The sequence below is a fragment of the Bartonella sp. W8122 genome (assembly GCF_016102485.1).
GTDB classification, from domain to species: Bacteria; Pseudomonadota; Alphaproteobacteria; order Rhizobiales; family Rhizobiaceae; genus Bartonella; species Bartonella apihabitans.
Window position 1 is genome coordinate 508303 of sequence record NZ_JACFOO010000001.1, and the last position, 23812, is coordinate 532114.

Consider the following 23812-nt stretch of genomic DNA (forward strand, 5'->3'; position numbering starts at 1 on the left):
AAAGTAGCGCTGCAGACGCTTCGCCCTTTTCATTCCACTTTAATGGTTTTATACGACATATAGAATGCTGTAATGAGGAGAAAAGCCCATGGGTTTAACAATTGTTTCCCACCCTCTTGTCCAACACAAATTGACGATGATGCGTCGCAAAGAAACATCAACTGCCGAATTTCGCCAGCTTGTGCGGGAAACAGCATTCTTGCTCGGCTATGAAGTCACGCGTGATCTGGAGCTTGAAACTGTTCACATCGAAACACCGATGGAAGAAATGGAAGCGCCGATGCTCAAGGGTAAGAAACTCGTTCTTGCATCGATTTTGAGAGCGGGTGAGGGGCTGCTTTTCGGTATGCTCGATCTTTTACCGTCTGCACGTGTTTGTCATATCGGCCTTTACCGTGATCATAATACACTTGAAGCGGTCGAATATTATTTCAAAGCCCCCGAAGATATTTCCGAGCGTCTGGTTATTGTGGTCGACCCTATGCTTGCAACGGGAAATTCTGCTGTAAAAGCCATTGAACAACTGAAAAAACATGGTGCTAAAGAAATAAGGTTTGTGTGCATATTAAGTGTTGAACAGGGAATCAAACAGTTGCAAAAGGCCCATCCCGATGTCGATATTTTTACCGCATCGGTTGATCGGGCACTTAATCCCGCTTCTTATATTCTTCCCGGTTTGGGCGATGCGGGTGACCGTATGTTCGGGACAAAATAGCACTATTTAAGGCAATAGAGAGTGTAACAAACTCTGTCTGCAGAATATAAAAAAGCACAACAAATGCTTGTTTCATGTTCTGCCATCGCGTCTTTTAATATGCTAATTTCGGTTCTTTCGGGTTTTTCGTACGATCTCTGAGACAAAGCTTCAATCTTTTGCAAAAACAATCAAACCCGCTTTTTAAAGTAATAGCCCGAATTAAAATACAAATTTTGTTTGCATTCCCGCCAAGCATTATCAGGTAAAAAGCTGTTGCATCTATGAAAATGCTTTTTCATACATATCATTAATAAAAGCCTTGATTGTTCGGTCCGGCTGTCAGAATTCGGGCGGTGATATGCCAGACGGGACCAAGAGTTTTCTTTTTTAAAACGCGGATAAGATTATTCAAGGATTTTTATAGCCACGCGAAAATTGTTTCAGGCAACATGGCTCGGATGCAAAAGTTCTGATCGGTTAACAATTCTTTTTGCGATTTTTAATCAGTGAGCGGGACTATTGGTAGTGGGGTTGTGGTGAGGCACTACCCTTGCATCGCGTGGAATAAAAACCATATGCAATAAGCGGGTACCAAAAGTTTTATGCAATTTCTGGTGGTACAACGGGTGAACAATACGAATGGAGGATTAAAATATGACAATGAACAAAATTCGCATGATTGCACTTGCTGCTGCCACTGCGACTATTGGTCTTGCCGGTTTTTCAAGCTCGTCTTTTGCAGCAGAAAACGGGCGTATCAGCTGGTCGGCTTTAACCACAAAACTGGAGCAAAGCGGTTTTAAAATTCACGAGCTTGATGAAAAGCACGAAGGCTGGAAAGCCGAAGTTACCGACAAAAACAACCAACGTCTCAAGCTTTATATTGATCGTCAGGGGAATATAACCCGCCAAAAAGTCGATGATTGATTATCGGGCGTAAACGGCGTCTAAGTTAGTAACCGGTTTTCCTGAAACATTCGGGAAGCCGGTTTTTTTGACAAGATGAATAGCAACGTCAATATGGCTTATTTCAAAGCCTTCAGGTGGAAGCGGAAGTTTCTGGACGACCGGCTCATGTCCGTAAAGCGCAATCACCTCTCCGTTCTGATAGTAGAAAAAACTGCTGTTACGACAATTGACGATAAAGAACGATTTTTGTCCCGAAGATGCAACGGGTCGAACCAGCCCTGCTTTTGTGAAGTGGTGCAGGGTATTATATATTGTTGCAAGAGAAATATCTTCACCCGAGAAAGCAATGTCTTCATAAAGTTTGCTTGCATCAATCAACCGGTTATTTCTCCCGAAGATATGTGTTGCCACAATTAATCTTTGATGCGTTACACGAAGCCCATATTTTCCCAGTAAAGCCGACAATTGTTTTCCATTTTTCATTTGTCCGGCGTCGGATTGAATGTGCTGTACCTCACCCGTCATAAATTTTCCCCTGAAAGTGCAATGATTGGCCAAAATGCCGGCCAAATCATTTTGTTTAACTGCTAATGATTTGCAGTTGCAATTAGAACAACGGTCTGATACGCAGTAAAGTAATTGCAAATGATTTGCAATAAGAAAAAATAAGTGAGAGGAATTTTGAAAATGAAACCTGCTTTTTTGCAACAGGTTGGTCTCAAAACAATCATATTTGCGCTCATAGCGATATCTATCAGCGCTTTTTCGACAGCGAGTAGTTATGCAGCCCAGAAATTCAAAGCTGTGACAACATTTACCGTTATTGCCGATATGGCACAAAATGTTGCAGGAGATGCAGCCGAGGTTCAGTCCATAACCAAACCGGGGGCGGAAATTCATGAATATCAACCGACACCGCAAGATTTGATGCGGGCACAAGGTGCCAATCTCATTTTGTGGAACGGATTGAATCTGGAGTTATGGTTCGAGAAATTTTTTGACAATATTCACGATGTGCCGGGTGTTGTCGTTTCAACCGGCGTTGAACCTATGAGCATCAATGAGGGGCCATATAATGGCAAACCCAATCCTCATGCATGGATGTCGCCTACGTCCGCTTTGATCTATGTTGACAATATACGTGATGCATTTGTCAAATATGATCCGGAAAATGCCGAAACCTACAAGCAAAATGCAGAAATCTACAAAGCCAAGATCAGAGCAACGATTGATCCGATCAAGGAAGAACTGTCAAGTTTGCCGGAAGAGCGGCGCTGGTTGGTTACAAGTGAAGGTGCTTTCAGCTATCTTGCCCGTGATTTCAATTTGAAAGAACTTTATCTATGGCCGATCAATGCAGACCAGCAAGGCACGCCCCAACAGGTCAAACATGTTATTGACGCTGTGAAGAAACACAATATTCCGGTTGTTTTCTCGGAAAGCACAATTTCGGATGCACCGGCAAAACAGGTCGCTCGTGAAACCGGTGCCAAATATGGTGGTGTGCTCTATGTCGACTCGCTGTCCGAAGCTGACGGCATTGTCCCCACTTACATTGATCTTCTGAAAGTCACGAGTTCCACCATTGCCAAAGGACTAGCCAAATGAACACCGAGATGAACATAGTGGGGATTTCGGCATCACATATTACGGTAACCTACCGTAATGGTCATACGGCGCTTCGCGATTCAAGTTTTGAAACGCCGACCGGTTCTATTACGGCATTGGTTGGTATCAACGGTTCCGGCAAGTCGACGCTTTTCAAAGCCATCATGGGGTTTGTCCGTTTATCGCGCGGCAACATCACTATTTTCGATATGCCGGTGCGTAATGCACTGAAGAAAAATCTTGTTGCTTATGTCCCTCAAGCGGAAGATGTCGATTGGAATTTTCCGGTGCTGGTTGAAGATGTCGTTATGATGGGCCGTTACGGACACATGAATTTTTTGCGCCAGCCCAAAGATGTCGATTATGCCGCTGTGACAGACGCTTTGCAGCGGGTGAATATGCTTCCCTTTCGTAAACGCCAGATCGGGGAATTGTCCGGAGGGCAAAAGAAACGCGTTTTTCTTGCCCGCGCTATAGCGCAGGAAGCAAAGGTCATTTTACTTGACGAACCTTTTACCGGCGTTGATGTCAAAACCGAAGATCAAATCATCACATTGCTGAAAGAAATGCGAAAAAGTGGCGCTGTTATGCTTGTTTCCACGCATAATCTCGGTTCGGTGCCCGAATTTTGTGACCGCACGGTTTTGATAAAGGGCACGGTTTTGGGGTATGGTCCGACTTCGGAAATTTTTACCGAAGAAAATCTCACAAAAACCTTTGGTGGCGCATTACGACATCAGGTGGTCACCCCTCAACAAACATCCGCCGGAGTGGATATTGTCAGCGATGACGAAGATCCTCTTGTACTTTCTCCTTATCAGCAAAAAATGTAACCACAATGATAGACCAGTTTTTGGAACCTTTTTCATATGATTTCATGATAAATGCCATGTGGGTTTCCGCATTGGTGGGCTGCGTTTGCGCTTTTCTTTCCGCTTTTTTAATGCTCAAAGGCTGGTCGCTGATCGGTGATGCGCTTTCCCATTCGATTGTGCCGGGTGTTGCCGGAGCCTATATGTTGGGCTTGCCATTTTCTCTGGGGGCCTTTTTTTCAGGTGGGCTTGCTGCCGCTGCCATGCTGTTCTTCAACGAGCGAACCAAGTTGAAAGAAGACACGATCATAGGTCTTATTTTTTCATCCTTTTTCGCACTCGGACTGTTCATGAAATCGTTAAAGCCGATGGCGGTGAGCATTGATACAATCGTACTCGGCAATATTCTGGCGGTGAGCCCGACAGATATTTTTCAGCTAGCAATGATCGGTGTCGTTTCACTCATTATTCTCTCTATTAAATGGAAAGATATGATGGTGACTTTCTTTGACGAAAATCATGCCCGTTCAATCGGTATAAATACCAAGGGGTTGAAAATTTTGTTTTTTGCATTGCTTGCAGCTTCAACAGTTGCCGCCATGCAAACAGTTGGAGCCTTTCTGGTCATTAGTCTTGTGGTCACCCCCGGGGCAACTGCTTATCTGATAACCGACCGTTTCGAGCGTTTGATTGTTCTTTCGGTTATCATCGGAATTCTCACAAGTATCATCGGCGTATATGCAAGTTATCTTATCCATGCGCAGACCGGTGGCGTCATAGTATTGTTGCAGGCGACGCTTTTCGCGCTCGCTTTCATTTTCGCACCCAAACACGGTTTTATCGCTGCACGCTTGCGCGCAAGGAAAGTTCAACAATGATGGACGCACTTTTATTTCCCTTCCAATTTCCTTTTATGATCAGGGGAATGCTGATCACGATGATTGTTGCCATCCCCATGGCGATGCTCTCAAGTTTTTTGATTCTGAAAGGCTGGTCGCTATTGGGCGACGCCATTTCACATGCCGTTTTTCCCGGCGTTGTTGTCGGTTATATGATGACGCCTGCCGCTATGTTTGTTCTGGGACTTTTGCCCTTTGTCGCAATCGAGGCTGTCGACCGGTCCGATGTTACTATGGCAATGATGGCCTTCGGTGCCTTTCTTGCAGGCATGGTTTGTGCTGTTCTCACCGGTTTTTTGGGAGCAAACAGCCGTATCAAGCAAGACACAGTGATGGGGGTGGTGTTTTCCTCAATGTTCGGTTTGGGGCTCGTCTTGGCAACCAGTATAGAAAGCGAACTTCATTTGAATCATATCCTGTTCGGCCATTTGTTGGGTGTCAATTGGCTGGACATTTTGCAAACATTGATCATCTCCTTTTTGGTTGCAGCAGTGCTTGGAGCCAAATGGCGCGATTTTTTGCTGTTTTGCTTCGATCCGGTTCAGTCAAAAGCGGTTGGCCTTAATGTCGGCTTTCTTCATTATGCTTTACTCACGATGATTTCCCTTACGATCGTTGCAGCGCTCAAAGCTGTCGGAATTATTCTGGCAATCTCGCTGTTGATTGCTCCGGGGGCGATTGCCTATCTTTTGACCAAACGGTTTTCACATATGTTGGTGATTGCGATACTGATTGCCGTGACAAGCAGTTTTCTTGGCGTTTATTCAAGTGCTTTTATCGGTTCGGATGCGGCATCAACAATTGTATTGATTATGACGTTACTCTTTATAGTTGTATTTTTTGTAGTATCATTTAACATACGTAAAAAGGCACCTACTGCTTGAGTATCCTTGACATTTAATGATAGAAGCAAAGGTGAATCTTGTCACCGGAGCTCTAAACTCTATGAAACGATATGTGATTAATCTTGACCGTTCAGAGGAGCGCTTAACACATATAAAAAGCGTCTTTACCAAAGAAGGTCTCGATTTTACACGCGTTAAAGCTGTTGATGGGCACAATTTGTCGCAAGAAGACTATGACCGGTTAACACAAACGTCTATCTGGCCTAAAAAATTGACCAAAGCAGAGGTTGCCTGTTTTCTCAGTCATCGTGAATGCTGGCGGTTAATTGCGGAAGGTGATGACCCTTATGGAGCAGTGTTCGAGGATGATGTGAAACTGTCTCCACATGCACATCTGTTTTTGACAAAATTCGATTGGATTCCGGAAGGTTGCGATATCGTTAAACTCGATACAGCTGAAATCGCATGCGTATTGGGAAAATTCAATAAAGAATTGCTTGATGGATATAAGTTGGCGCCGTTACTCACCAAACATTATTGTTCTGGCGGGTATATCATTTCCAAAAGTTGCGCCAAACGACTTTATGACGAGAATAAACAGATCACAGCACCCGTCGATGAAATCATGTATAATCCGGAATGCGGTATATTCAGCACCCTTAACATTGAACAAATGTTTCCGGCTATTGTTGTTCAAATCGGCCTTTCCAGTACCATTTTGTATGAAAGAAAGACAATAAAAGGTCCCAAACATTCGCGAAGAACAATGCCGGAAAAAATGAAGCGCGAATTAAAACGGTTTAAAAAACGCTATCTCGTTCCTTGGGCTTTGAAGACTTTCCGTGGCTGTTTCTGGGGCGTTGTTCCCTTTCGTTAAAGATAACCATTTGAAAACACATACTTTTCTATATGCATAACAGCTATGCAATATTGTCTATTGTTGTTCGGGGAGCGTTGAAATATTTTACCTCTCGCTGGATTACTCCTCCTCCCAAATCCAGCAAGTTGAATGCAGCACCTCCTCCTCCCATAGCTGCATTCGGAATCAAAGGCTGCGCATCTCCTCCCGCGCGGCCTTTTTCTTTTCCGATATAATTCTGTTCGGTCCCCCGCTTTTGGGGCATTGATCAGATCTTTCCTTTATCACTTCACGTTCAAAAAGATTTCGCGCAATTGCCGTTTCGCAATAGAGTTCCGTCAATCCATAAGGCTCTTACTCTCACAATTGATACGGTTAATATGCAATCTCTAATAAATGCTACGAAGAAAGAGTATTCTGATCCAGTAAAATTGTTATTTCGAATTCACAATCAGGCGATCAATACCGGAAAAGATTTGAATCATATAATCCAAAATGGGTTTTTTATTTATGTTGAATTTAAAATAAAATATTTGATTTATCCGGATATGGTCCGAGATTTTTTGTCAAGGTAATTGAAACAGAAAAGTGGGCAAAAAATTCTGTGTCAAAAAGTTTTGTCTATCAAAATAGCGCAAACTGTATATGGTTAACATCCTGTTAATAATCGGAGATTTAATTGAGTGACACGAATGTGATTCGTGCTTGCTGCTTGAACCTGTTGAGTTGAGAGGGAATATGCGCGTGAAATCTATTTTGCTTGCCGCAAGCCTGCTGGCAAGTGCAACACTAGCCGGTTGTACGACTACAGGGGGATCGACATCGCCCCTTTCGGCCTATTCACAAGTAAATGATGGCGGGTTCGTTATACCCGCGCTCAAGGCATACGAGATCAAGCCGGAATTTCGTCGCCAGATCGTTGCTTATCCGACGGATGAGAAACCCGGTACGATTATCATCGATACGGAAGCCAAGTTTCTTTATTACATAATGCCGGATGGGAAAGCCATGCGTTATGGCATCGGGGTCGGGCGTGACGGATTCCGCTGGTCGGGAAATGCAACAATCGGTCGCAAAGCCAAATGGCCTTACTGGGTACCGCCACAGCGTATGCTGGTGCGTCAACCCGAACTGAAGGAATTTGCTGGCGGTATGGGGCCGGGATTGAAAAATCCGCTCGGTGCACGCGCACTTTATCTCTATAAGGATGGTAAAGACAGCATGTTCAGACTACATGGTACGCCTGAATGGTGGACTATAGGCACAAATGTTTCGTCGGGATGCATTCGCCTCATCAATCAGGATATAATTGATCTCTATAATCGGGCCGAAATAGGTGCCAAGGTTATTGTTAAATAAGGATTGACAAATTTTTTTTGAATAGAAGCGCGGGTTTTCCCGCGCTTTTTTATTTTTATGGTGACTTTGGTAAAGGGGCGTTGAAAAACCGGATTTGTGAAAATTTCCGTAATGGAAAAGTTTCTGGATCATTCGGAGAATGTGGCAATAGAAATCAGACGGACAAAATTCGCAGAAGCCGAAACCCATAGTTGGTATAACAGTTTTATCGCGAGTGGGAAGGAGTAAGTCATCAGTCGCAATGAACGATTTATCTTGACGGACGAGTTAAGATATAAATTGAAATCAACACCAATACGACAATAGTCGCCACAGCCAACCAAAGAACCGGTTGGGCAATGAGCATAAACGAACAAAAGCCCACAGCCATTCCGCCAACCGCGAGGAATTTGATAAACGGTGATATGACCCCCTGTTCTTCCCATTGCTTGATCGGGGGGCCAAAAACCTTATGACTGTGAAGCCAATTATGAAAACGCGGAGATGAGCGGGCAAAACACCATGACGCGACGAGCAAAAATGGCACCGTCGGCATGATCGGAAGAACAGCTCCGATAAGTCCCAGAACAATCATCAGGCAACCGATCACCAGATAGACAATCCGTAACGGGCCCGGTGTGTTGAATTCTTTCATCTTTTATCTACGCTTGTTGAAAACTCATAGTTGTATAACAAATTGCCCCAAATTAGGTCAACTAATTGATAAAAATGGCAAAAATGCCTTTTCATGGCCATGTGAACAACACAACCACAGGTTATATCGGTTTCTCGTTTAATGACCCGAAACTCTAACCAGTTAGCAGGATATGTGTTTTTTAACCGATAAAAAAAGACTTCTTCCGTTCCTGACAGCAATTTTTGTTGTCTGTTTTTTCAATCAAGGACATGCGAGCTTAAGTCATGGCCATATCAGTCATGGTAGTCAATGTGGTGGTGCATCGTGGTATGCATTGCACTCGAAAACGGCTTCAGGTGAAAAGATGAATCCGTTCGGAATGACAGCAGCACATAAAACATTACCGCTCGGAAGCAAAATTCGTGTCACCAATAAGTTCAATGGAAAATCCATTATCGTCCGTATTAATGACCGCGGCCCGTTCATTGCCGGACGTATTCTGGATTTGTCCAAGGGTGCAGCCGCCGAGCTTGGTTTTGTACAACATGGACTAGCAAATGTCTGTTATGAACGGTTAAGCTGAGATAAACGTAAAAAAGGGGAAGAGCAATCTTCCCCTTTTTTATTCGATCTTTATAGACCCGAATTTTTGAGCGAATGTAAACCGATCGCAAAACCGATCCAGCCCCATCCCTGAAAGATCAGATCGATTGACAGGAACAATCCCAAAACCCATAGCGTATTAGCCGGCCAGCCGGTGGTGATGATAAGACCGGCAATAGCTGTAATGATACCGGCAGCAATAATCCATCCGTGCCCCTTCAATTCCCGGCTCTGAAAGCCGATAATCACACGGATGACACCGGCAACAACAAGCAAAAAGCCAAGTAGAAAAGTAAACACAGCCGCAGCCAAAATCGGTTGCACGAGGCAGACAATGCCGCCAAATGTATAAAGCAGTCCAGCCAGTAGCCAGTAGAAAAAACGCCCCCAACTTTTAACACTGAAAGCGTGAATGACTTGCACAATGCCGCCTACAAGCATCATAATGCCGATATAAATTGCAACAGCTTCTGTGGCAACAGATAATGTAAATGCTGCTACAATACCGACCAGCAGAAGAATGATTCCCAGAACCAAAAACCAGCCCCATTTCGCCGATAGCTCTCGCGCGCCTTCCAGCGGATTCCAATTATTTGAACTCACGACGGTATTTCCTTTTCAAAAATGACTGTTTCAGAAGAATGCTTTTTATGGCATTGCTCTTTAATTCCGGCAATACCATTTTCGCGTCACCTTTAGCATAGAATATAAAAAAGAAATAACATAGAAATAAAGACGGTTAATCATCTTTGCGGTTATCAACCTGTATAAAGACCGGTGAAAGTACGTAACATATGCATGTGTTTATTGAAAATTATTGGCCGCATATCCTTGCCATATTATCTTTTTTGCTGGGGCTTGGTGCCGCAATCCATGCAACTATGACCAAACAGGAAGTCCGCACCGCGATCGGATGGGTCGGTGTTATCATGCTCTCTCCCATTTTAGGTGCTGTCATTTACGGTATTTTCGGTATCAACCGGATGCATAATAACGTCGTTTATAAACGGCATCGTCACGCTTGGGGAAAAGGCCGCCTGCGTTCCGGTAATTTCGATTGTTCGGATAGTTATATTCTAAACCGGTTCGGACGCCTTGCCATGCCGATGAAAAGACTGGGCGATCATGTCACTCCCGGGCGAATGACTTATGGAAATCACCTGACAGTTCTTGATAATGGCGATGAAGCTTATAGTGCAATGCTCGACGCAATCGGTGCAGCAAAACATTCCCTAATCCTTGAATGTTATATTTTTGATCGCGATAGTATGGGAGAGCTTTTCGTTAAAGCCTTGTCGGCTGCGGTGCGTCGTGGCGTCGAAGTGCGCGTTCTTATTGATGCTGTTGGCGCCCGTTATTCAATACCGTCTATCGTGCGCGATTTGCGGCGCGAAAAAGTTCCGGTTGCAGTCTTCAACGGAAATATCATTATCGGTTTAAGACTGCCTTACGCCAATTTGCGCACGCACCGAAAAATTCTTGTTGTTGACGGGAGCGTTGCTTTTACCGGAGGAATGAATATACGCGCCGGTTTTTCCCAGACATTCAGCGGCGACAAGACAGCAGATGATACCCATTTTCGTGTAGAAGGTCCTGCTGTTGCCGATATTTTTTCAGTTGCAGCCAATGACTGGGCTTTTGCAACAAAAGAAAATCTCGATACAAAAATCTGGGCTATCCAGCCTGTTCAAAAGGTTTCCGATGACGATGTCTGTATTCGCGTGGTCCCGACAGGTCCTGATCGCTTGATCGAAACCAACCAGCATATGTTGATCGGGGCATTTTCACTCGCTGAAAAGCATATCCATATCATGACACCCTATCTTTTGCCGGATCGCGAATTGATCAGCGCATTGGTCACGGCCGCCCGTCGTGGCGTGGAAGTGGATATTGTTGTTCCCGGAAATAATAATTTGAAACTCGTTGATCGGGCGATGCGTGCGCAGTTCGACCAGCTGTTGCGTGACGGGTGTCGTATTTGGCGTGCGAACGGCCCTTTTAATCATTCCAAACTCATGGCTATCGACAATCAGTGGAGTTATGTCGGCTCGTCAAATCTGGATTCTCGTTCTTTAAGACTCAATTTCGAAATCGATATGGAAATATTCGATGGGTCGCTTGCACGTTATTTGTCAGAAAAAATCATTCGCGAAAGAGAAGACGCCCGCGAGGTAAAATTGGAAAATCTCGTCAATCGTCCCTTTTTGTTGCGTCTGATTGACAAAATTATCTGGTTGGGCTCACCCTATCTTTAGCACGAGAGCGCCCGCATATTTTGTCGAATATATAAAACAAAGAGCCCGAGGCGATCAATTTGCGGGTCTCCGCCACACCTTGCATCAGGTGAAAACATTCGGCCAAAGGACAAAAACCGGAGCGCGGTAAAAACAGCGGAAAAATTCGATTGTCTTTAAAACCAGCCGTCGGTTTCTTGGCAAAATCTATCTTGTGGTTTGTGCTGTCCGCTCTTTGAGGAGTTTTGTTGCCCCTTCAAGGTCGATTTCCGCCTTGATAGGCAAATGGTCGGAAGCGAGCCTTGCCAATGGCGAATTATGGATTTCAATGTTGGAAACAAGCTCGTGTGGATAAGCAAAAACACGGTCTAGCGCCAGAACCGGAAAACGGGAGGGAAAGCTTGGCAATGTGCCGAGCCGTAAATCAAAGAACGGAGCAAGGCTTTTAAGCGAGGATGTTCTGCCCAATCGCCATTCATTTAAATCGCCAATCATAATCGTCGGCATGATTTCGCGTTTTTCCAGAATGGACAAAATGAGTTTTGCCTGTTGAATTCTAGAATGATGTAATAGCCCGAAATGGGCTGCAACAATACGGATAAGCCCGAGAGGCATGTCAAGTTCAACAATCAGTGCACCACGCGGTTCAACGCCGGGCAGTTTCAGTTGGACAATATCTTTGACTTTACCATTGCGCATGAAAAGCGCATTGCCGTGCCAGCCAAGTCCACGCGGAGACATGGTATTGATCGGCACACGTTCCAATCCGGTTTCCGACTTTAAAAGTTCCGGATCAAGCAAGCCTATTCTTTCGCCGAAACGTTTGTCAGCCTCTTGAAAAGCCATAATATCGGCATTGAGCTCGGCAACGACATGTACAATGCGTTCCGGATCAAACACATTGTCAACGCCGACACATTTATGAATATTGTAGGATCCGACAACCATATCATAAGTGTCGCGATCGGCATCTTTCGGACGATGTCCATGACGGTTGCGGACAGCCTGTAACAATCTGGTCTGGAGCGCTTTTTGATTTAATTGGCTTGGCCAATGGAATTTTTTATTTTTAAGGATATCCATCATTTTTTTCTGAAAGCAGAGTTGCCCCGCTCGAAAGCTTTAACCATAATATGAAGTGACAGCTTTGAAACTACAAGTTAGGTCGCTTGAAGTTGAAAATTAATACCATCTATTTTTTCATTAAACTATGATAAAAGATTTAATTGTTGCGAGAAAAATTGCGTAACCATTTAAAATGGGACAATATCTTCCGTAAACGGTGAAAGACAAAACTATGGCTGATATGAGCGACGATGAAGCAATAATAATCGAAGCTTTTTCACAGAATACTCACAGAAAACATTCAGGACCTGTTGCTTTCAACCGAATTGAACTGAATGCGATATTGCGTGTTTATGGTCAGATGGTTGCCGCCGGTGAATGGCGCGATTATGCGATTGACCATCTTGATGATAAAGCCGTTTTTTCCATATTTCGCCGTACTGCCGAAGTACCGCTTTATCGTGTCGAGAAAAATCCGAAATTGGCGAACCGCCAGGGTGCTTACAGCGTCATTGCGGCAAGCGGTTTGATTTTGAAACGTGGCAAAGAACTTCGCAATGTTCTGAAAGTGTTTGACAAAAAACTTTTCAAAATTGTTTGAGCTTTTTTATTGGATTTATCTTCTTTTGAAGAGCATCGGGAAATCGTTGCATTTACCGTTTAAATTCTATCGGAAGCCGCACTCGTTATCGGATAAGCAAATTCCGGCACTTTTAAATTTGCCAAAAGAAAACCCCGTCTCGAAAAAGGCGGGGTTTAAAAATTGTTTTATAGTTCAATTATCAGGAGTTGCGATTCTGACCGAGGAATTGCAACAAGAAAACGAACATATTGATGAAGTCGAGATAGAGTGTCAAAGCACCCATAACAACCTTGCGGCCGCGTGTTTCTTCTGCATCGCCTTCATAATACATAACCTTGATTGTCTGTGTGTCATAAGCGGTAAGACCGGCAAAAATAAGAACACCGATAATCGAGATTGCAAATTGCAATGCGTTCGAGCCAAGGAACAAATTGACGACCATGGCAAGTAAAAGGCCAATCAATCCCATAAACAGGAAAGACCCCATGCCTGTCAGATCGCGCTTTGTTGTGTAACCATAGAGCGAGAGGGCACCAAAAGAAGCCGCAGTGATAAAGAATGTCTGCGTAATGCTTGCAGGTGTATAACGCAAAACGATTGACGAAAGCGACAAACCGACAAGGGCTGCATAGACGAAAAACAATGCGCGCGCCGAACTTGTGCTCAACGACCCGATTTTGAAGCTTAGAAAGAAAACTGCAATGAGCGGAGCAAACATCACAACATAAGCAAACGGTGACGTATAGAAAGTAACACCGAATGATGTGAGATGGACGCCATTAGGTAATACATAAGGTGTCGGATCGCTTGTTGTTGCAAGTGAAGCAATAACAAACGCTGCAATACCTGTTATAACAAGCCCGATTGCCATCGCGTTGTAGACGCCAAGCATATAACTGCGCAGTCCCTGGTCAATGGAAGCATCGGCCTGAGTGACTGTCGTCGGGCGAAAGTTTCTAAAATCAGCCATATAAATAATCCTTTAGCTTGTGTTCCGGACGGTGTCGGAAAATGGCTGGAAAAACTGTCTTCCCCCATTTCAATCCCGGGCGCCGCTGGCGGAACCCCAGCATGCCTTACCGATATTATGGGCATTAATTCGATAAATTACAAGTCTTTCATTATTTTCAGCACATTACAATTCTTTAAGAAAACGGGATGGCTTTTCACTCAAAATGTGCCAGGTTCCAATGAGACCGAACCCGATTGTCAGGATAAGCGCGGCAAGGACGACCATGACACCCGAGCTGAAGAAAAAATGGGTATTGGTTATCTCCATTTTAAACCGGCCAATCATTGTGCCGGCTATTGTTCCGGCAACAAATGCAAAAACCGCCGTTGCAAGTCCGAGAATTGTATATTCGGCAAGGTAGGCCTTGAGGAGCATTTTGCGGGTTGCGCCCAAGGTTTTCAAGACCACTGCATCATGGATACGTGACCTGTTGGTCGACGAAAGTGTGCCGACAAGGACAAGAATTGCGGCAAGAATTGCGATTGCGGATGATGCACGGATTGCAATACCGATTTCATCAACGATTTTTCTTGCGTCATCAAGAACCTGATGAACCGGTACGACCGTAATTGAAGGGAAACGATTTGCAATGTCGCGCATCAATCCCGCTTCATTGATGCTATGGTTTTTCCCCGCTTTGAAAGTTGCAAGGTAAACATGTGGTGCAGCTTGCAAAGCTTGTGGCGAAAAAATCATCACGAAATTCATATTGAATGAATCCCAATCGACATCACGGAAACTGGTAATGCGGGCTGTTATTTCCCGCCCCGACACATTGACAGTGATGGTATCACCAAGTTTCAAAAACAGCCCGTTTGCTTCCCTTTTGGAAACAGAAACCTCGATTGCATCACTTCTGTCATTATTCCACCATTGGCCTTCCGAAAGCACGGTGTTTTCCGGCATAGCCGCCGAATAGGTAATATTCCGGTCACCGCGCAATACCCATTCACTTTCTTCTTTTACCTTTCTGTTCTTTACCGGTTCACCATTTATTTTTGTGATGCGCGCGCGCAATGTCGGCATGATCTTGAAACTACCTGACGGATCTCGCTTATGCAGAAAGCTTGAAAAATCGTCTGCATCACTTTTCAGAATATCCATAAAAAAGAAATCGGGAGCCTTTTCGGGAACCGAACCGGACAATTCCGATCTCAAATTGCTGTCGATTGTGGAAAGCGTGACAAGCAGTGTCAAACCGAGCCCGAGTGCTAGAACAACCGAAGGGGTAATGGATTGCGGCCGATAAATATTGGCTATAGCAACGCGCAAAATGGTTGAATGGACATGGGCGCATTTGCGCGCGACAAAAATAATGGACGAGGAAATCGCTCTTAAAACCAGAAAGACAATAATGACCGCGATGATAAATATAAAAGCAAGTTTTTTGTCGGATGCGGTCGAAATTGCAAGAATTGTAGTTATGAGAAGCAATATCGCTGAAATGAGCTGCGCAGATTTATCCGGTTTTTTGACTGTCGAAACGTCGAAGGGACGAAGAAGTGTGGTTACAGAAATAAAGCCGGCTCGCGATAAAGGCAGTATCGCAAAGGCAGAAACTGTCAATAATGCAAAAATGACTGCAAGGATGAGACTGGTTGGTGAAAAATGCGCATGCCCGAAAAATGGCAAATAGTGACTGATGACAAAACTTGCCACAAAAGGAATGATTGCCGCGAAAACAAGCCCTATCACAATTCCAATGAGTGCGATGAGCATGATTTGTGAAAAATAAATTTCTTCAATGAAACGCGAACGCGCACCAAGTGCTTTGAATATGGCGATTACCTTGCGTTTTTTATCCATATAGGCACTGACAGAATTGGCAATGCCGACCCCTCCGACGACGAGCGCAGTAAGCCCGATAAGAGTAAGAAAACTGGTAAAACGTTCGATATTTTTTTGTAAAACAGGAGCAGCATCAACACGGCTGCGGATTGCCCAGCCATTTTCCGAATAGTCTTTTTCTTGGTTATTCCGAAGGTTTTCTAAGCTGCTGTCAGACGGATTATCGAGTTTTATTCGATAGACAAAATTATGCAAACTTCCGGGAATGATAAGACCCGTTTCGCGTAAAGCATCAATCGACATAAAAACGCGGGGCCCAAGCTGAAAGCCTTCCGACAAGAGGTCGGGTTCATCCTCGACGACTGCGCGAATCGTAAAGTCACGATCGCCAATTCTAATTTTTTCACCAATGTGAAGCTGGAGCCGGTCAAGCAAAAGTTTCTGGATAGCAACACCAAAACCACCAGAACGTCTCTCATCTTTTCCGAACAATTCGTCGTTTGTGGCTTGAGGCGCGGTTTTCAATTTTCCATAAAGCGGGTAGAAGCTGTCGACAGCCTTAATTTCGACCAATGTGCCATCATTGGTATCCACACGTCGTGCCATAGAGCGCATGAGAATATTTTCGGAAATTTTTCCCTGCGCTTTGAAAAACGCCAATTCTTTGTCATTTGCTTCGCGCTGTGTATGGCTGAAACGAATATCTGCGGCTAGAATAACCTGCCCCTGATTTTTAATTTCATTGCTGATATTTTTTGAAACGCCATCCACCCCGCCAATGGCGGCAACCCCCAATGCAATCAGGCAAAGGAAAATATAAAATCCTTTAAGGCCGCTACGCATTTCTCTCAAACAGAAACGCCATGCCAGACAAAGTTCCTGAAATCTTTTCATGCAGGCATCACGCTTTCATTTTCGATGCGACCGTTTTTTACGTGAATTTGACGTTGACAACGTGCTGCAAGGCCAAGGTCGTGGGTAACAAGCACGGTCGTCAATCCATGTTCTTTTGCGCGTTTGAATATGAGGTCGGCAATTGTTTTACCGGTGTCGGCATCAAGATTACCTGTCGGTTCGTCGGCAACCAATATACGGGGATTGGGGGCGAGTGCGCGGGCAATGGCAACGCGCTGTTGTTCGCCACCTGATAATGTTGCCGGATAATGATGAAGCCGCCCGCCAAGTCCGACGCTCTCGAGTTCTTTTTTTGCAATATCGAAAGCTTCTCTGTTTCCCGCAAGTTCGAGCGGAACGGCCGCGTTTTCCCAAGCCGTCATATTGGGGATAAGTTGGAAGGATTGAAAAACAATGCCGATATTTTGCCCGCGAAAAATCGCTGCTTCATCTTCGCTCATCTTGTCGATGCGCGTATCCGCAATGGTTATTTCACCGCTATCGATTTTTTCAAGTCCGGCAAGCACCATAAGCAATGTCGATTTGCCGGAGCCGGAGGGGCCGACTATACCCACGGTTTCACCTTGATTTATCGTAAGTGACAATTCCTTTAAAACGTGAACGCGCGAGCTTCCTTCACCAAGAGTAAGATCGATATTTTTCAGTTTAACGAGTGAACTTGCCACAAATAACTCCTGTTCTTATGCCATAAGCTGATTTAAAATATAACTATACTTCTCGTAAAGGAATTGAGAAATAATGTTGCGATCATTCATTTGCGCATTTATCGGCCTTTCTTTTGGCTGCATTGCGAGTTTACCTCTATTTGCTGAAGAAAGCGGGCAAATACAGGAACCGGCACGGGAAGACACTGAAACAACAGTTCTTGATGATGATTTGACGCCGCCACGTCCGTTCCAGATTGTCGGCTTTGGCGATAGTCTCATGGCCGGCTATAGACTTGCCGTCGACAAATCTTTTACCGCCGCCCTTGAAGCCGCCTTGCAAGCAAAAAATTATAATGTTTCAGTCATCAATGCTGGCGTTTCCGGCGATACAACGACAGGCGGGCGTGAACGTCTTGACTGGTCGGTACCCGAACAAACGGGGCTTGTCATTCTGGAGCTTGGTGCCAATGACATGTTGCGCGGCATAGACCCGAAAGTTACGGAAGAAAATCTCGATTTCATGTTGTCACGATTGAAAGAGCGCAAAATTCCGGTCATATTTGTCGGTATGAAAAGCGCTCCCAATTATGGCAAGGAAAAAGCGCAGCAATTCGAGTCGATCTATCAACGTCTTGCCGATAAATATCATGTCACCTTCTATCCTTTCTTTCTGGACGGCGTAGCAGGGCATCCGGATCTTCAATTGGATGATGGCAAACATCCCAATGAAAAAGGCGTTGCTATCATTGTCGAAAAAATGTTGCCGATGATTGAAAAGACATTGAATGAATTGGGCGTTCATCACCAATAATTTGGCATGAGTAAACAGGCATCGATAAAATCTGGTCTCTAGCATTAGGACAAACAAGAGAATTACCGGTAAGTGTGTTTGTAAATTGTGTTATTCAAGGCTCGTATCAATCAAAAGATAAGAGCAAAACAGGAACTGGCGGGTAGAAATTCAAAAAGGAACAAGTAAACTTTCTCGTTATGCCGATTATCAATCTTCATAAGGAACATCCATTGGACGACGGACGCCAATCAGAAAAAGCCCTGATGGTTCGCCACGGCGTTCAAAGACTTTTTTTGCGACTGGGTATTCCCGTTTTGAGCGAGTTGCCACTTGCCGACGGAAGGCGGGCCGACCTTGTCGGAATCACACGTAAAGGCGAGGTGATTATTGTCGAGATCAAATCCTCGATAGGCGATTTGAAAGCCGATCACAAATGGCTGGATTATCGTAGCCATTGCGACCGCCTCTATTTCGCCAGCCACAACGAAGTCCCGATGGAACTTTTTCCTGAAGATTGCGGGTTTATTCTGGCAGATGGTTTTGACGGCTATATTATGCGGGAGGCGCCGGAACACCGTATGTCGGCAGCAACACGCAAAGCTGTTATGTTACGCTTTTCAAGGGTCGCAGCGCGAAGACTTACCCGGGCCGAACTTGAAGGGTTTGATCTTGAGGGCGATGATGACGAAAAGGCCGGATGAATTCACGGGAAATCTGAAATCCGGCCGTTTACAGCTCATAGTAATTCTATAGGATTCTCGGACAATTCCGGACATTCTTGGTGACAAGTTTTCGGCAAAAGATTACACGAGATTGCGCGCCGGAATAACCGGCATCAGAGCAGCACCGGCGCAGAAGTGCCAAGCGGCATTCCGGTTTTCGTCAATTATAATTTCAGCGCGGTGCACGCTTTGCCAGAATGCGTTGCAAGGTGCGCCGATGCATGTTGAGCCTGCGTGCCGTTTCAGAAACATTGCGGTCACACATTTCGTAGACGCGTTGAATGTGTTCCCAGCGTACCCGATCCGCAGACATAGGATTTTCGGGAACAGGAGCTTTTTCACCGGCGTGGCGGGTGAGGGCTCCGAATATGTCATCAGCATCGGCAGGCTTCGAGAGATAATCGATTGCCCCGAGTTTTACAGCATTGACAGCAGAGGCAATATTGCCATAGCCGGTCAATACAATCATATGGGTGTCGGGGCGGATTTTGCGAATTTCTTCAATGACATCAAGACCATTGCCATCGCCCAATTTCAGATCGACCACAGCATAAGCCGGTGGACTATGGCGTACATTGGCAATCCCGTCCTGCACTGATTCGGCCGTCGTCACGGTAAAACCACGTGCTTCCATAGCGCGCGCCAAACGATGAAGAAACGGCTTGTCGTCGTCAACCAGAAGCAATGAAGCGTCAGCTCCGATTGCGTCCTGATCATGTGCAGTATCAGTCATGCAGTGTCCTTTATCCGGTCGTTTTCAAAATGTACCTTCTGGTTGTCAACATTAGCCTTGACTGCGACAAAATGTCAAATCATCTAGGACTTGGTTAAGCCCTTTCTGCTCCACGCCAGATAAACCTCTGCACCAAACTGTTTTTTCGGACTATTTCTGAAACGCAAGACTGCTCCCGATCTTTCGAGAAGTGTTTTGGCAATAAATAATCCAAGCCCCAATCCTCCGCCTTGACTATCTGTATGACGGCTTGTGGTATAGGGTTCGCCGATACGATCGAGAATAGACGGGTCATAACCATGTCCATCGTCAATAATGGTGAGGGCTACATATTTTTCATTCCATTTGTATTGGATGATGACTTTGCTGCGTGCAAAATCGACGGCATTTTCCAATAGATTGCCGAGGCCATAAAGTATGCCGGGGTTTCTTGGAAAAACCGGTTCTTTGCCAATCGTCTCACCCTTTTCGATAACAATATCGATGCCGAATTCGCGAAGCGGTTCCGAAACTTCTTCTAGAAGTTCGAGAAGAGTGAGATGTGAAAGATGTTCTTCACCTTCACTGGAAAGTGTTGTCAAACGTTTCAATATATTCCGGCACCGCTCTGTCTGGCTTAACAGAAGGCTCAAATCGTCGCCGATTTCCGGATCATCCTTAAAACCGTTATACATTTCCTTGACGACAAGCTGGATCGTTGCAAGCGGGGTGCCGAGTTCGTGGGCTGCCGCAGCAGCAAGGCCATCCAGTTCGGATAGATGTTTTTCGTGCTGCATAATAAGTTCGGTCGCGCTCAGTGCATCGGCGAGACTTCGGGTTTCCTCTGCAACCCTATAGCCATAGGTCGTCGTAAATATGAGAGAGGAAACAATTGCCGTCCAGATACCGTCAACAAGAAGCCTTGGCGTTTCAATTGTTCGTCCGGAATACCAGGGCAAAGGTTCCGAATAGGTCGAGAGAAAACTTGCCAGAATGATAACGAGCAAATTGAGGAAAATAATGTGTTTTCCGGGCAAAGATGTTGCAGATATGACCGCTGGAGCAATCAATAAAACCGAGAAGGGGTTTTGCAAACCGCCTGTCAGATAAAGCAAAGCGGCATATTGCAAAATATCTACCCCCAGAATGGCTGTAGCAACATTGGAAGATAGCCGGTCATTGATCGAATAAAAGAATGTCAGAAAAATATTGAGCCAGATGGATGCACCGATCAATATTGCGCAGGGGACAATCGGGAACTTGAAACCGAGATAGACGGAAACAAAAGCAATCGTTATCGTCTGGCTGAAAATTGCAAGCCAGCGGATGCGAATAAGCGTTGTCGAACGCAAGCGGCGCGAATAGGTGGATGTGCGTCGAAAAAATTCCTTTTCCATCAATTTTGCCCTTGCCAATTTTGCCTTTGCGAAGTGAGCTTGTCTCTTTATTCGGAAAACCGGTCAAACGAAACAATGTTCTTTCATCATGTTTAAAGCCGATATTCGGCTTCATTTCAACTGCCGCGCGGTTTTGCACGCCGCTTCGGGAGCGCGGAGAGCGGGTCTTCCGGCCATGGGTGTTTGGGGTAGCGCCCGCGCATTTCAGCTCTTACATCAGCCCATGAACCGCGCCAGAAGCCCGGAAGATCACGCGTGATTTGTATTGGCCGGTGGGAAGGGGAAAGAAGTTCGAGAACAAGCGGTATATGCCCATCGGCAATGGAAGGATGTTGACTTAACCCGAATAATTCCTGAACGCGAACAGAAATGAGTGGTGCTTCCCCTTCATAATTGATCGGAATGTGAGACCCTGTCGGTACGGTAAAATGGGTGGGGGCTTTTTTGTCTATTTCGTTTTGAAGCTGATAAGGAACAAGCGATATAAGCCCATTATAAATGACTTTCCCGCTTATTGTATCAATCCGCGCTTCTCCGTGAAGAAAAGGCAACAGCCAGTCGTCGAGCTTTTTCAAAAGTTCTTCATCCGACATATCAGGCCATGGTTCGCCCAAACCGCGGTGTAACCATTGAAGACGGTGTCTTAATGCAACGGTTTCTTTTGTCCATGGGAGGAGATCAAGCCCGTAATGCCTTATAGCCTTGATCACAGCATGATCGGCTTCTTCACCCGAGGGGAGGGGAAGCGGTTTTTCGCTAAAATTGATTGCTCCAAGTTTTTGAATTTCTCGTGCTCGGAAAGAACGCGATTGCACATCGAAAGAAAGATCTCTGTGGCGTTCTATTTTATCAGCCAGAACATTGCGGATTGTTTCTTCGTCGATTTCTGCAGCGGCAAGAACACGCGCCTCTTCGGCTTTTCCCATCATATCGGCAACCACCAGATAATCCGCCTTGAAAAAGCTTGAGAATTCATCAACGGCAACACCTCTTCCATTGGCAAGCAAAAAACGTCCCTTATTGCCCCTTGCTTTTGCAACACGGTCAGGCCAAGCAAAAAGAAGGAGCCGCCCTGCTTGAGCGACAGAAAGCGCGGCCGAATTTTCAAACCCGACTTTGCTTACGGGCCGACTATCGAGTGATTGTCTGTTAACAAGGCGTTGAACGAGCAAGCGCGCTTTTTTTGCCCTGTCGGATTGATCGGTGCGGAATTTTTCAATTCTGCGCCCGATATCGTCGTCGTTTCCACCAAGTCCCCGTTCGGTCAATATAACGGCAATCTCGCTCGCCAAACGGGTCTCTTCTATGGTTTTTGTTTTGATAAGCATGGCAGATAGACGCACCGGCAAAGCCGTTTCACGCATCTTTTTGCCGATTGGTGTGATGCGGCCGGTTTCATCAATTGCATCAAGTTTTTTTAAAAGTTCGCGCGCTTCAACAATTTGAGGTTTTGGCGGCGGGTCAAGAAAGACAAGCTTTGATAAATCGGTAATTCCGAAGGCAGCACTATCAAGCACAAGGTTGGAAAGATCGGCTGAAAATATTTCAGGGGTCTGGAAATCCTGAAGCGATGAGGTTTGTCCTTCGTGCCAAAGGCGCACAGCAATGCCACGCGCCGTTCTTCCCGCACGACCGGCGCGCTGGTCGACCGAAGCGCGTGAAGCTCTCACTGTTTCAAGTCTTGTAACGCCTGTTGACGGTTCAAAAACCGGCACACGCGAAAGCCCGCTATCAATAACAACGCCGATACCGTCAATAGTAAGCGAAGTTTCGGCAATGGAGGTTGCAAGAACAACTTTACGGTGCCCCTGATCAGCGGGTTTGATTGCTATATCCTGTTCTTTGATGTCCATGGCTCCGTAAAGAGGCGCAATGATCGTATTTTTATCAACAGCATTAGCAAGTAATTGCGCCGTTTTTTTTATTTCTCTTTGTCCGGGAAGAAAGGCGAGAATACTTTCAGGCTGAGAAAACAGCCAGTGACGGATGGCTTTTTCCATAGCTTCTTCGATAGAGTCTGTGGCCTTTCGTGGTTGATAGACAATATCGACGGGAAAGCTTCGCCCTTTTGATTCAATGAGAGGTGCTCCCTGAAGGACTTTTGCAATTCTTGCTCCATCAAGTGTTGCCGACATGACAAGAATTTTTAAATCGGGGCGCAACCCCTCCATGATATCAAGCGTCAATGCCAAACCGAAATCGGCATCAAGACTGCGTTCATGAAATTCGTCAAACAAAACGGCTGCCACTGACGATAGTTCGGGATCGTCGAGAACCATGCGTGAATATACGCCCTCGGTCACCACAACAATGCGTGTGCTTTTGGAGATTTTTTTATCAAAGCGCATGAGATAGCCGACAGTCTCACCGACTTTTTCACCAAGGCGGGATGCCATTTGTCGTGCTGCAGCGCGCGCCGCCAAGCGCCTGGGCTCAAGCAGGATGAGTTTTTTGTTTTTGCACCAGTCCTGTTTTAACAGATGAAGTGGCACGAGCGTGGTTTTGCCAGCACCTGGCGGGGCAACGAGAACAGCTTTACCATGCGAACCGAGAGCTTTGTCGAGCTCGGGAAGTGCTTCGGTAACGGGAAGGCTTGTGTTGTCTGCGGTCATAAGGTGTTTGTGGATAATTGCTGGCTAATCTTGAATGTGAATAAAAGAAATAGACTTTCGCATATGAAATGCCAATAAATAAAACAGTGCCGATAGTTAAAACGTTGGAGGCGCTTAAAAAACGG

At 45.4% G+C, this 23812-nt stretch carries 24 protein-coding genes; 13 read left to right on the forward strand and 11 right to left on the reverse strand.

Annotated elements, in window-relative coordinates; translation table 11 throughout:
• Nucleotides 1-88: 88 nt before the first annotated feature.
• On the forward strand, nucleotides 89-715 hold the full coding sequence (upp, locus tag H3S83_RS02310; protein WP_075869670.1) for a uracil phosphoribosyltransferase: 627 nt from the start codon (nucleotides 89-91) through the stop codon (nucleotides 713-715).
• 636 nt (nucleotides 716-1351) lie between these two features.
• Nucleotides 1352-1624 (forward strand): PepSY domain-containing protein, encoded by a 273-nt coding sequence (locus tag H3S83_RS02315; RefSeq protein ID WP_078038894.1) that lies wholly within the window; start codon nucleotides 1352-1354, stop codon nucleotides 1622-1624.
• Here the strand turns inward: H3S83_RS02315 and H3S83_RS02320 are convergent, their stop codons facing one another.
• Nucleotides 1625-2131, reverse strand: a complete 507-nt coding sequence (locus H3S83_RS02320) for a Fur family transcriptional regulator (RefSeq protein ID WP_077969991.1) — start codon at nucleotides 2129-2131, stop codon at nucleotides 1625-1627. It abuts the gene before it with no gap.
• A gap of 162 nt (nucleotides 2132-2293) precedes the next feature.
• Between H3S83_RS02320 and H3S83_RS02325 the strand changes: the two genes are divergently transcribed.
• From H3S83_RS02325 to H3S83_RS02345, 5 genes are all read left to right on the forward strand, one after another.
• The gene (locus H3S83_RS02325; protein WP_198238805.1) at nucleotides 2294-3214 is read left to right on the forward strand and encodes a metal ABC transporter substrate-binding protein; all 921 of its coding nucleotides are present in this window, start codon (nucleotides 2294-2296) and stop codon (nucleotides 3212-3214) included.
• A gap of 8 nt (nucleotides 3215-3222) precedes the next feature.
• Complete coding sequence (locus tag H3S83_RS02330; protein ID WP_198239636.1) at nucleotides 3223-4047, forward strand: manganese/iron ABC transporter ATP-binding protein; 825 nt, start codon at nucleotides 3223-3225, stop codon at nucleotides 4045-4047.
• A gap of 5 nt (nucleotides 4048-4052) precedes the next feature.
• Nucleotides 4053-4904, forward strand: coding sequence for a metal ABC transporter permease (locus tag H3S83_RS02335; RefSeq protein ID WP_198238806.1), 852 nt, complete (start codon nucleotides 4053-4055; stop codon nucleotides 4902-4904).
• Nucleotides 4901-5809: a metal ABC transporter permease gene (locus tag H3S83_RS02340; protein WP_198238807.1), complete on the forward strand. Its 909-nt coding sequence runs from the start codon at nucleotides 4901-4903 to the stop codon at nucleotides 5807-5809. Before H3S83_RS02335 ends, H3S83_RS02340 begins: the two co-directional genes overlap by 4 nt.
• A gap of 61 nt (nucleotides 5810-5870) precedes the next feature.
• Nucleotides 5871-6647 carry a glycosyltransferase family 25 protein gene (locus tag H3S83_RS02345; RefSeq protein WP_198238808.1) on the forward strand — a complete coding sequence of 259 codons (777 nt, stop codon included), beginning with the start codon at nucleotides 5871-5873 and terminating at the stop codon, nucleotides 6645-6647.
• A 43-nt stretch (nucleotides 6648-6690) separates the two neighbouring features.
• Here H3S83_RS02345 and H3S83_RS02350 read toward each other — a convergent pair whose 3' ends face one another.
• Nucleotides 6691-6894: a hypothetical protein gene (locus H3S83_RS02350; RefSeq protein ID WP_078038899.1), complete on the reverse strand. Its 204-nt coding sequence runs from the start codon at nucleotides 6892-6894 to the stop codon at nucleotides 6691-6693.
• 473 nt (nucleotides 6895-7367) lie between these two features.
• On the opposite strand from H3S83_RS02350, the gene H3S83_RS02355 reads away from it, so the two are divergent.
• A complete protein-coding gene (locus H3S83_RS02355) occupies nucleotides 7368-7988 on the forward strand; it encodes a L,D-transpeptidase (protein ID WP_198238809.1) in 621 nt (206 codons plus the stop codon).
• A gap of 250 nt (nucleotides 7989-8238) precedes the next feature.
• Here H3S83_RS02355 and H3S83_RS02360 read toward each other — a convergent pair whose 3' ends face one another.
• Entirely contained in the window at nucleotides 8239-8622 is a 384-nt protein-coding gene (locus H3S83_RS02360; protein ID WP_198225407.1) for a YbaN family protein, read from the reverse strand.
• A gap of 172 nt (nucleotides 8623-8794) precedes the next feature.
• On the opposite strand from H3S83_RS02360, the gene H3S83_RS02365 reads away from it, so the two are divergent.
• Nucleotides 8795-9187, forward strand: coding sequence for a septal ring lytic transglycosylase RlpA family protein (locus H3S83_RS02365; RefSeq protein ID WP_198237966.1), 393 nt, complete (start codon nucleotides 8795-8797; stop codon nucleotides 9185-9187).
• Between the two features lie 50 nt (nucleotides 9188-9237).
• Here H3S83_RS02365 and H3S83_RS02370 read toward each other — a convergent pair whose 3' ends face one another.
• Nucleotides 9238-9810 (reverse strand): HdeD family acid-resistance protein, encoded by a 573-nt coding sequence (locus H3S83_RS02370; RefSeq protein ID WP_077970008.1) that lies wholly within the window; start codon nucleotides 9808-9810, stop codon nucleotides 9238-9240.
• Between the two features lie 191 nt (nucleotides 9811-10001).
• Between H3S83_RS02370 and H3S83_RS02375 the strand changes: the two genes are divergently transcribed.
• Nucleotides 10002-11462, forward strand: coding sequence for a phospholipase D-like domain-containing protein (locus H3S83_RS02375; RefSeq protein ID WP_198238810.1), 1461 nt, complete (start codon nucleotides 10002-10004; stop codon nucleotides 11460-11462).
• 186 nt (nucleotides 11463-11648) lie between these two features.
• Here the strand turns inward: H3S83_RS02375 and H3S83_RS02380 are convergent, their stop codons facing one another.
• Complete coding sequence (locus tag H3S83_RS02380) at nucleotides 11649-12527, reverse strand: endonuclease/exonuclease/phosphatase family protein (protein ID WP_198237964.1); 879 nt, start codon at nucleotides 12525-12527, stop codon at nucleotides 11649-11651.
• Nucleotides 12528-12747: 220 nt separating this feature from the next.
• Between H3S83_RS02380 and H3S83_RS02385 the strand changes: the two genes are divergently transcribed.
• Nucleotides 12748-13107, forward strand: a complete 360-nt coding sequence (locus H3S83_RS02385; RefSeq protein WP_246741760.1) for a DUF2794 domain-containing protein — start codon at nucleotides 12748-12750, stop codon at nucleotides 13105-13107.
• 181 nt (nucleotides 13108-13288) lie between these two features.
• Here H3S83_RS02385 and H3S83_RS02390 read toward each other — a convergent pair whose 3' ends face one another.
• From H3S83_RS02390 to H3S83_RS02400, 3 genes are all read right to left on the reverse strand, one after another.
• On the reverse strand, nucleotides 13289-14059 hold the full coding sequence (locus H3S83_RS02390; protein ID WP_198238812.1) for a Bax inhibitor-1/YccA family protein: 771 nt from the start codon (nucleotides 14057-14059) through the stop codon (nucleotides 13289-13291).
• 165 nt (nucleotides 14060-14224) lie between these two features.
• Complete coding sequence (locus H3S83_RS02395; RefSeq protein WP_198238813.1) at nucleotides 14225-16783, reverse strand: ABC transporter permease; 2559 nt, start codon at nucleotides 16781-16783, stop codon at nucleotides 14225-14227.
• On the reverse strand, nucleotides 16780-17469 hold the full coding sequence (locus tag H3S83_RS02400; protein ID WP_198237960.1) for an ABC transporter ATP-binding protein: 690 nt from the start codon (nucleotides 17467-17469) through the stop codon (nucleotides 16780-16782). Before H3S83_RS02400 ends, H3S83_RS02395 begins: the two co-directional genes overlap by 4 nt.
• Nucleotides 17470-17542: 73 nt before the next feature.
• Here H3S83_RS02400 and H3S83_RS02405 point away from each other — a divergent pair, with 73 nt between their 5' ends.
• Together H3S83_RS02405 and H3S83_RS02410 are read left to right on the forward strand one after the other, a co-directional pair.
• Complete coding sequence (locus tag H3S83_RS02405; RefSeq protein WP_198238814.1) at nucleotides 17543-18262, forward strand: arylesterase; 720 nt, start codon at nucleotides 17543-17545, stop codon at nucleotides 18260-18262.
• 179 nt (nucleotides 18263-18441) lie between these two features.
• The gene (locus H3S83_RS02410) at nucleotides 18442-18945 is read left to right on the forward strand and encodes an MmcB family DNA repair protein (RefSeq protein ID WP_198238815.1); all 504 of its coding nucleotides are present in this window, start codon (nucleotides 18442-18444) and stop codon (nucleotides 18943-18945) included.
• Between the two features lie 193 nt (nucleotides 18946-19138).
• Here H3S83_RS02410 and H3S83_RS02415 read toward each other — a convergent pair whose 3' ends face one another.
• From H3S83_RS02415 to hrpB, 3 genes are all read right to left on the reverse strand, one after another.
• A complete protein-coding gene (locus H3S83_RS02415) occupies nucleotides 19139-19699 on the reverse strand; it encodes an ActR/PrrA/RegA family redox response regulator transcription factor (RefSeq protein WP_077970019.1) in 561 nt (186 codons plus the stop codon).
• Nucleotides 19700-19782: 83 nt separating this feature from the next.
• Nucleotides 19783-21075, reverse strand: coding sequence for an ActS/PrrB/RegB family redox-sensitive histidine kinase (locus tag H3S83_RS02420; RefSeq protein WP_198238816.1), 1293 nt, complete (start codon nucleotides 21073-21075; stop codon nucleotides 19783-19785).
• Nucleotides 21076-21191: 116 nt separating this feature from the next.
• The gene (hrpB, locus tag H3S83_RS02425) at nucleotides 21192-23687 is read right to left on the reverse strand and encodes an ATP-dependent helicase HrpB (protein WP_198238817.1); all 2496 of its coding nucleotides are present in this window, start codon (nucleotides 23685-23687) and stop codon (nucleotides 21192-21194) included.
• Nucleotides 23688-23812: the final 125 nt, after the last annotated feature.

Coding starts and splice junctions, on each gene's coding strand:
- H3S83_RS02380 (WP_198237964.1), bottom strand. CDS start 12,527: ATGATGGATATCCTTAAAAATAAAAAATTCCATTGGCCAAGCCAATTA.
- H3S83_RS02345 (WP_198238808.1), top strand. CDS start 5,871: ATGAAACGATATGTGATTAATCTTGACCGTTCAGAGGAGCGCTTAACA.
- H3S83_RS02325 (WP_198238805.1), top strand. CDS start 2,294: ATGAAACCTGCTTTTTTGCAACAGGTTGGTCTCAAAACAATCATATTT.
- H3S83_RS02395 (WP_198238813.1), bottom strand. CDS start 16,783: ATGAAAAGATTTCAGGAACTTTGTCTGGCATGGCGTTTCTGTTTGAGA.
- H3S83_RS02330 (WP_198239636.1), top strand. CDS start 3,223: ATGAACATAGTGGGGATTTCGGCATCACATATTACGGTAACCTACCGT.
- H3S83_RS02350 (WP_078038899.1), bottom strand. CDS start 6,894: ATGCCCCAAAAGCGGGGGACCGAACAGAATTATATCGGAAAAGAAAAA.
- H3S83_RS02335 (WP_198238806.1), top strand. CDS start 4,053: ATGATAGACCAGTTTTTGGAACCTTTTTCATATGATTTCATGATAAAT.
- H3S83_RS02315 (WP_078038894.1), top strand. CDS start 1,352: ATGACAATGAACAAAATTCGCATGATTGCACTTGCTGCTGCCACTGCG.
- H3S83_RS02375 (WP_198238810.1), top strand. CDS start 10,002: ATGCATGTGTTTATTGAAAATTATTGGCCGCATATCCTTGCCATATTA.
- H3S83_RS02390 (WP_198238812.1), bottom strand. CDS start 14,059: ATGGCTGATTTTAGAAACTTTCGCCCGACGACAGTCACTCAGGCCGAT.
- H3S83_RS02405 (WP_198238814.1), top strand. CDS start 17,543: ATGTTGCGATCATTCATTTGCGCATTTATCGGCCTTTCTTTTGGCTGC.
- hrpB (WP_198238817.1), bottom strand. CDS start 23,687: ATGACCGCAGACAACACAAGCCTTCCCGTTACCGAAGCACTTCCCGAG.
- H3S83_RS02420 (WP_198238816.1), bottom strand. CDS start 21,075: ATGGAAAAGGAATTTTTTCGACGCACATCCACCTATTCGCGCCGCTTG.
- upp (WP_075869670.1), top strand. CDS start 89: ATGGGTTTAACAATTGTTTCCCACCCTCTTGTCCAACACAAATTGACG.
- H3S83_RS02320 (WP_077969991.1), bottom strand. CDS start 2,131: ATGACGGGTGAGGTACAGCACATTCAATCCGACGCCGGACAAATGAAA.
- H3S83_RS02410 (WP_198238815.1), top strand. CDS start 18,442: ATGCCGATTATCAATCTTCATAAGGAACATCCATTGGACGACGGACGC.
- H3S83_RS02365 (WP_198237966.1), top strand. CDS start 8,795: ATGTGTTTTTTAACCGATAAAAAAAGACTTCTTCCGTTCCTGACAGCA.
- H3S83_RS02340 (WP_198238807.1), top strand. CDS start 4,901: ATGATGGACGCACTTTTATTTCCCTTCCAATTTCCTTTTATGATCAGG.
- H3S83_RS02360 (WP_198225407.1), bottom strand. CDS start 8,622: ATGAAAGAATTCAACACACCGGGCCCGTTACGGATTGTCTATCTGGTG.
- H3S83_RS02385 (WP_246741760.1), top strand. CDS start 12,748: ATGAGCGACGATGAAGCAATAATAATCGAAGCTTTTTCACAGAATACT.
- H3S83_RS02355 (WP_198238809.1), top strand. CDS start 7,368: ATGCGCGTGAAATCTATTTTGCTTGCCGCAAGCCTGCTGGCAAGTGCA.
- H3S83_RS02415 (WP_077970019.1), bottom strand. CDS start 19,699: ATGACTGATACTGCACATGATCAGGACGCAATCGGAGCTGACGCTTCA.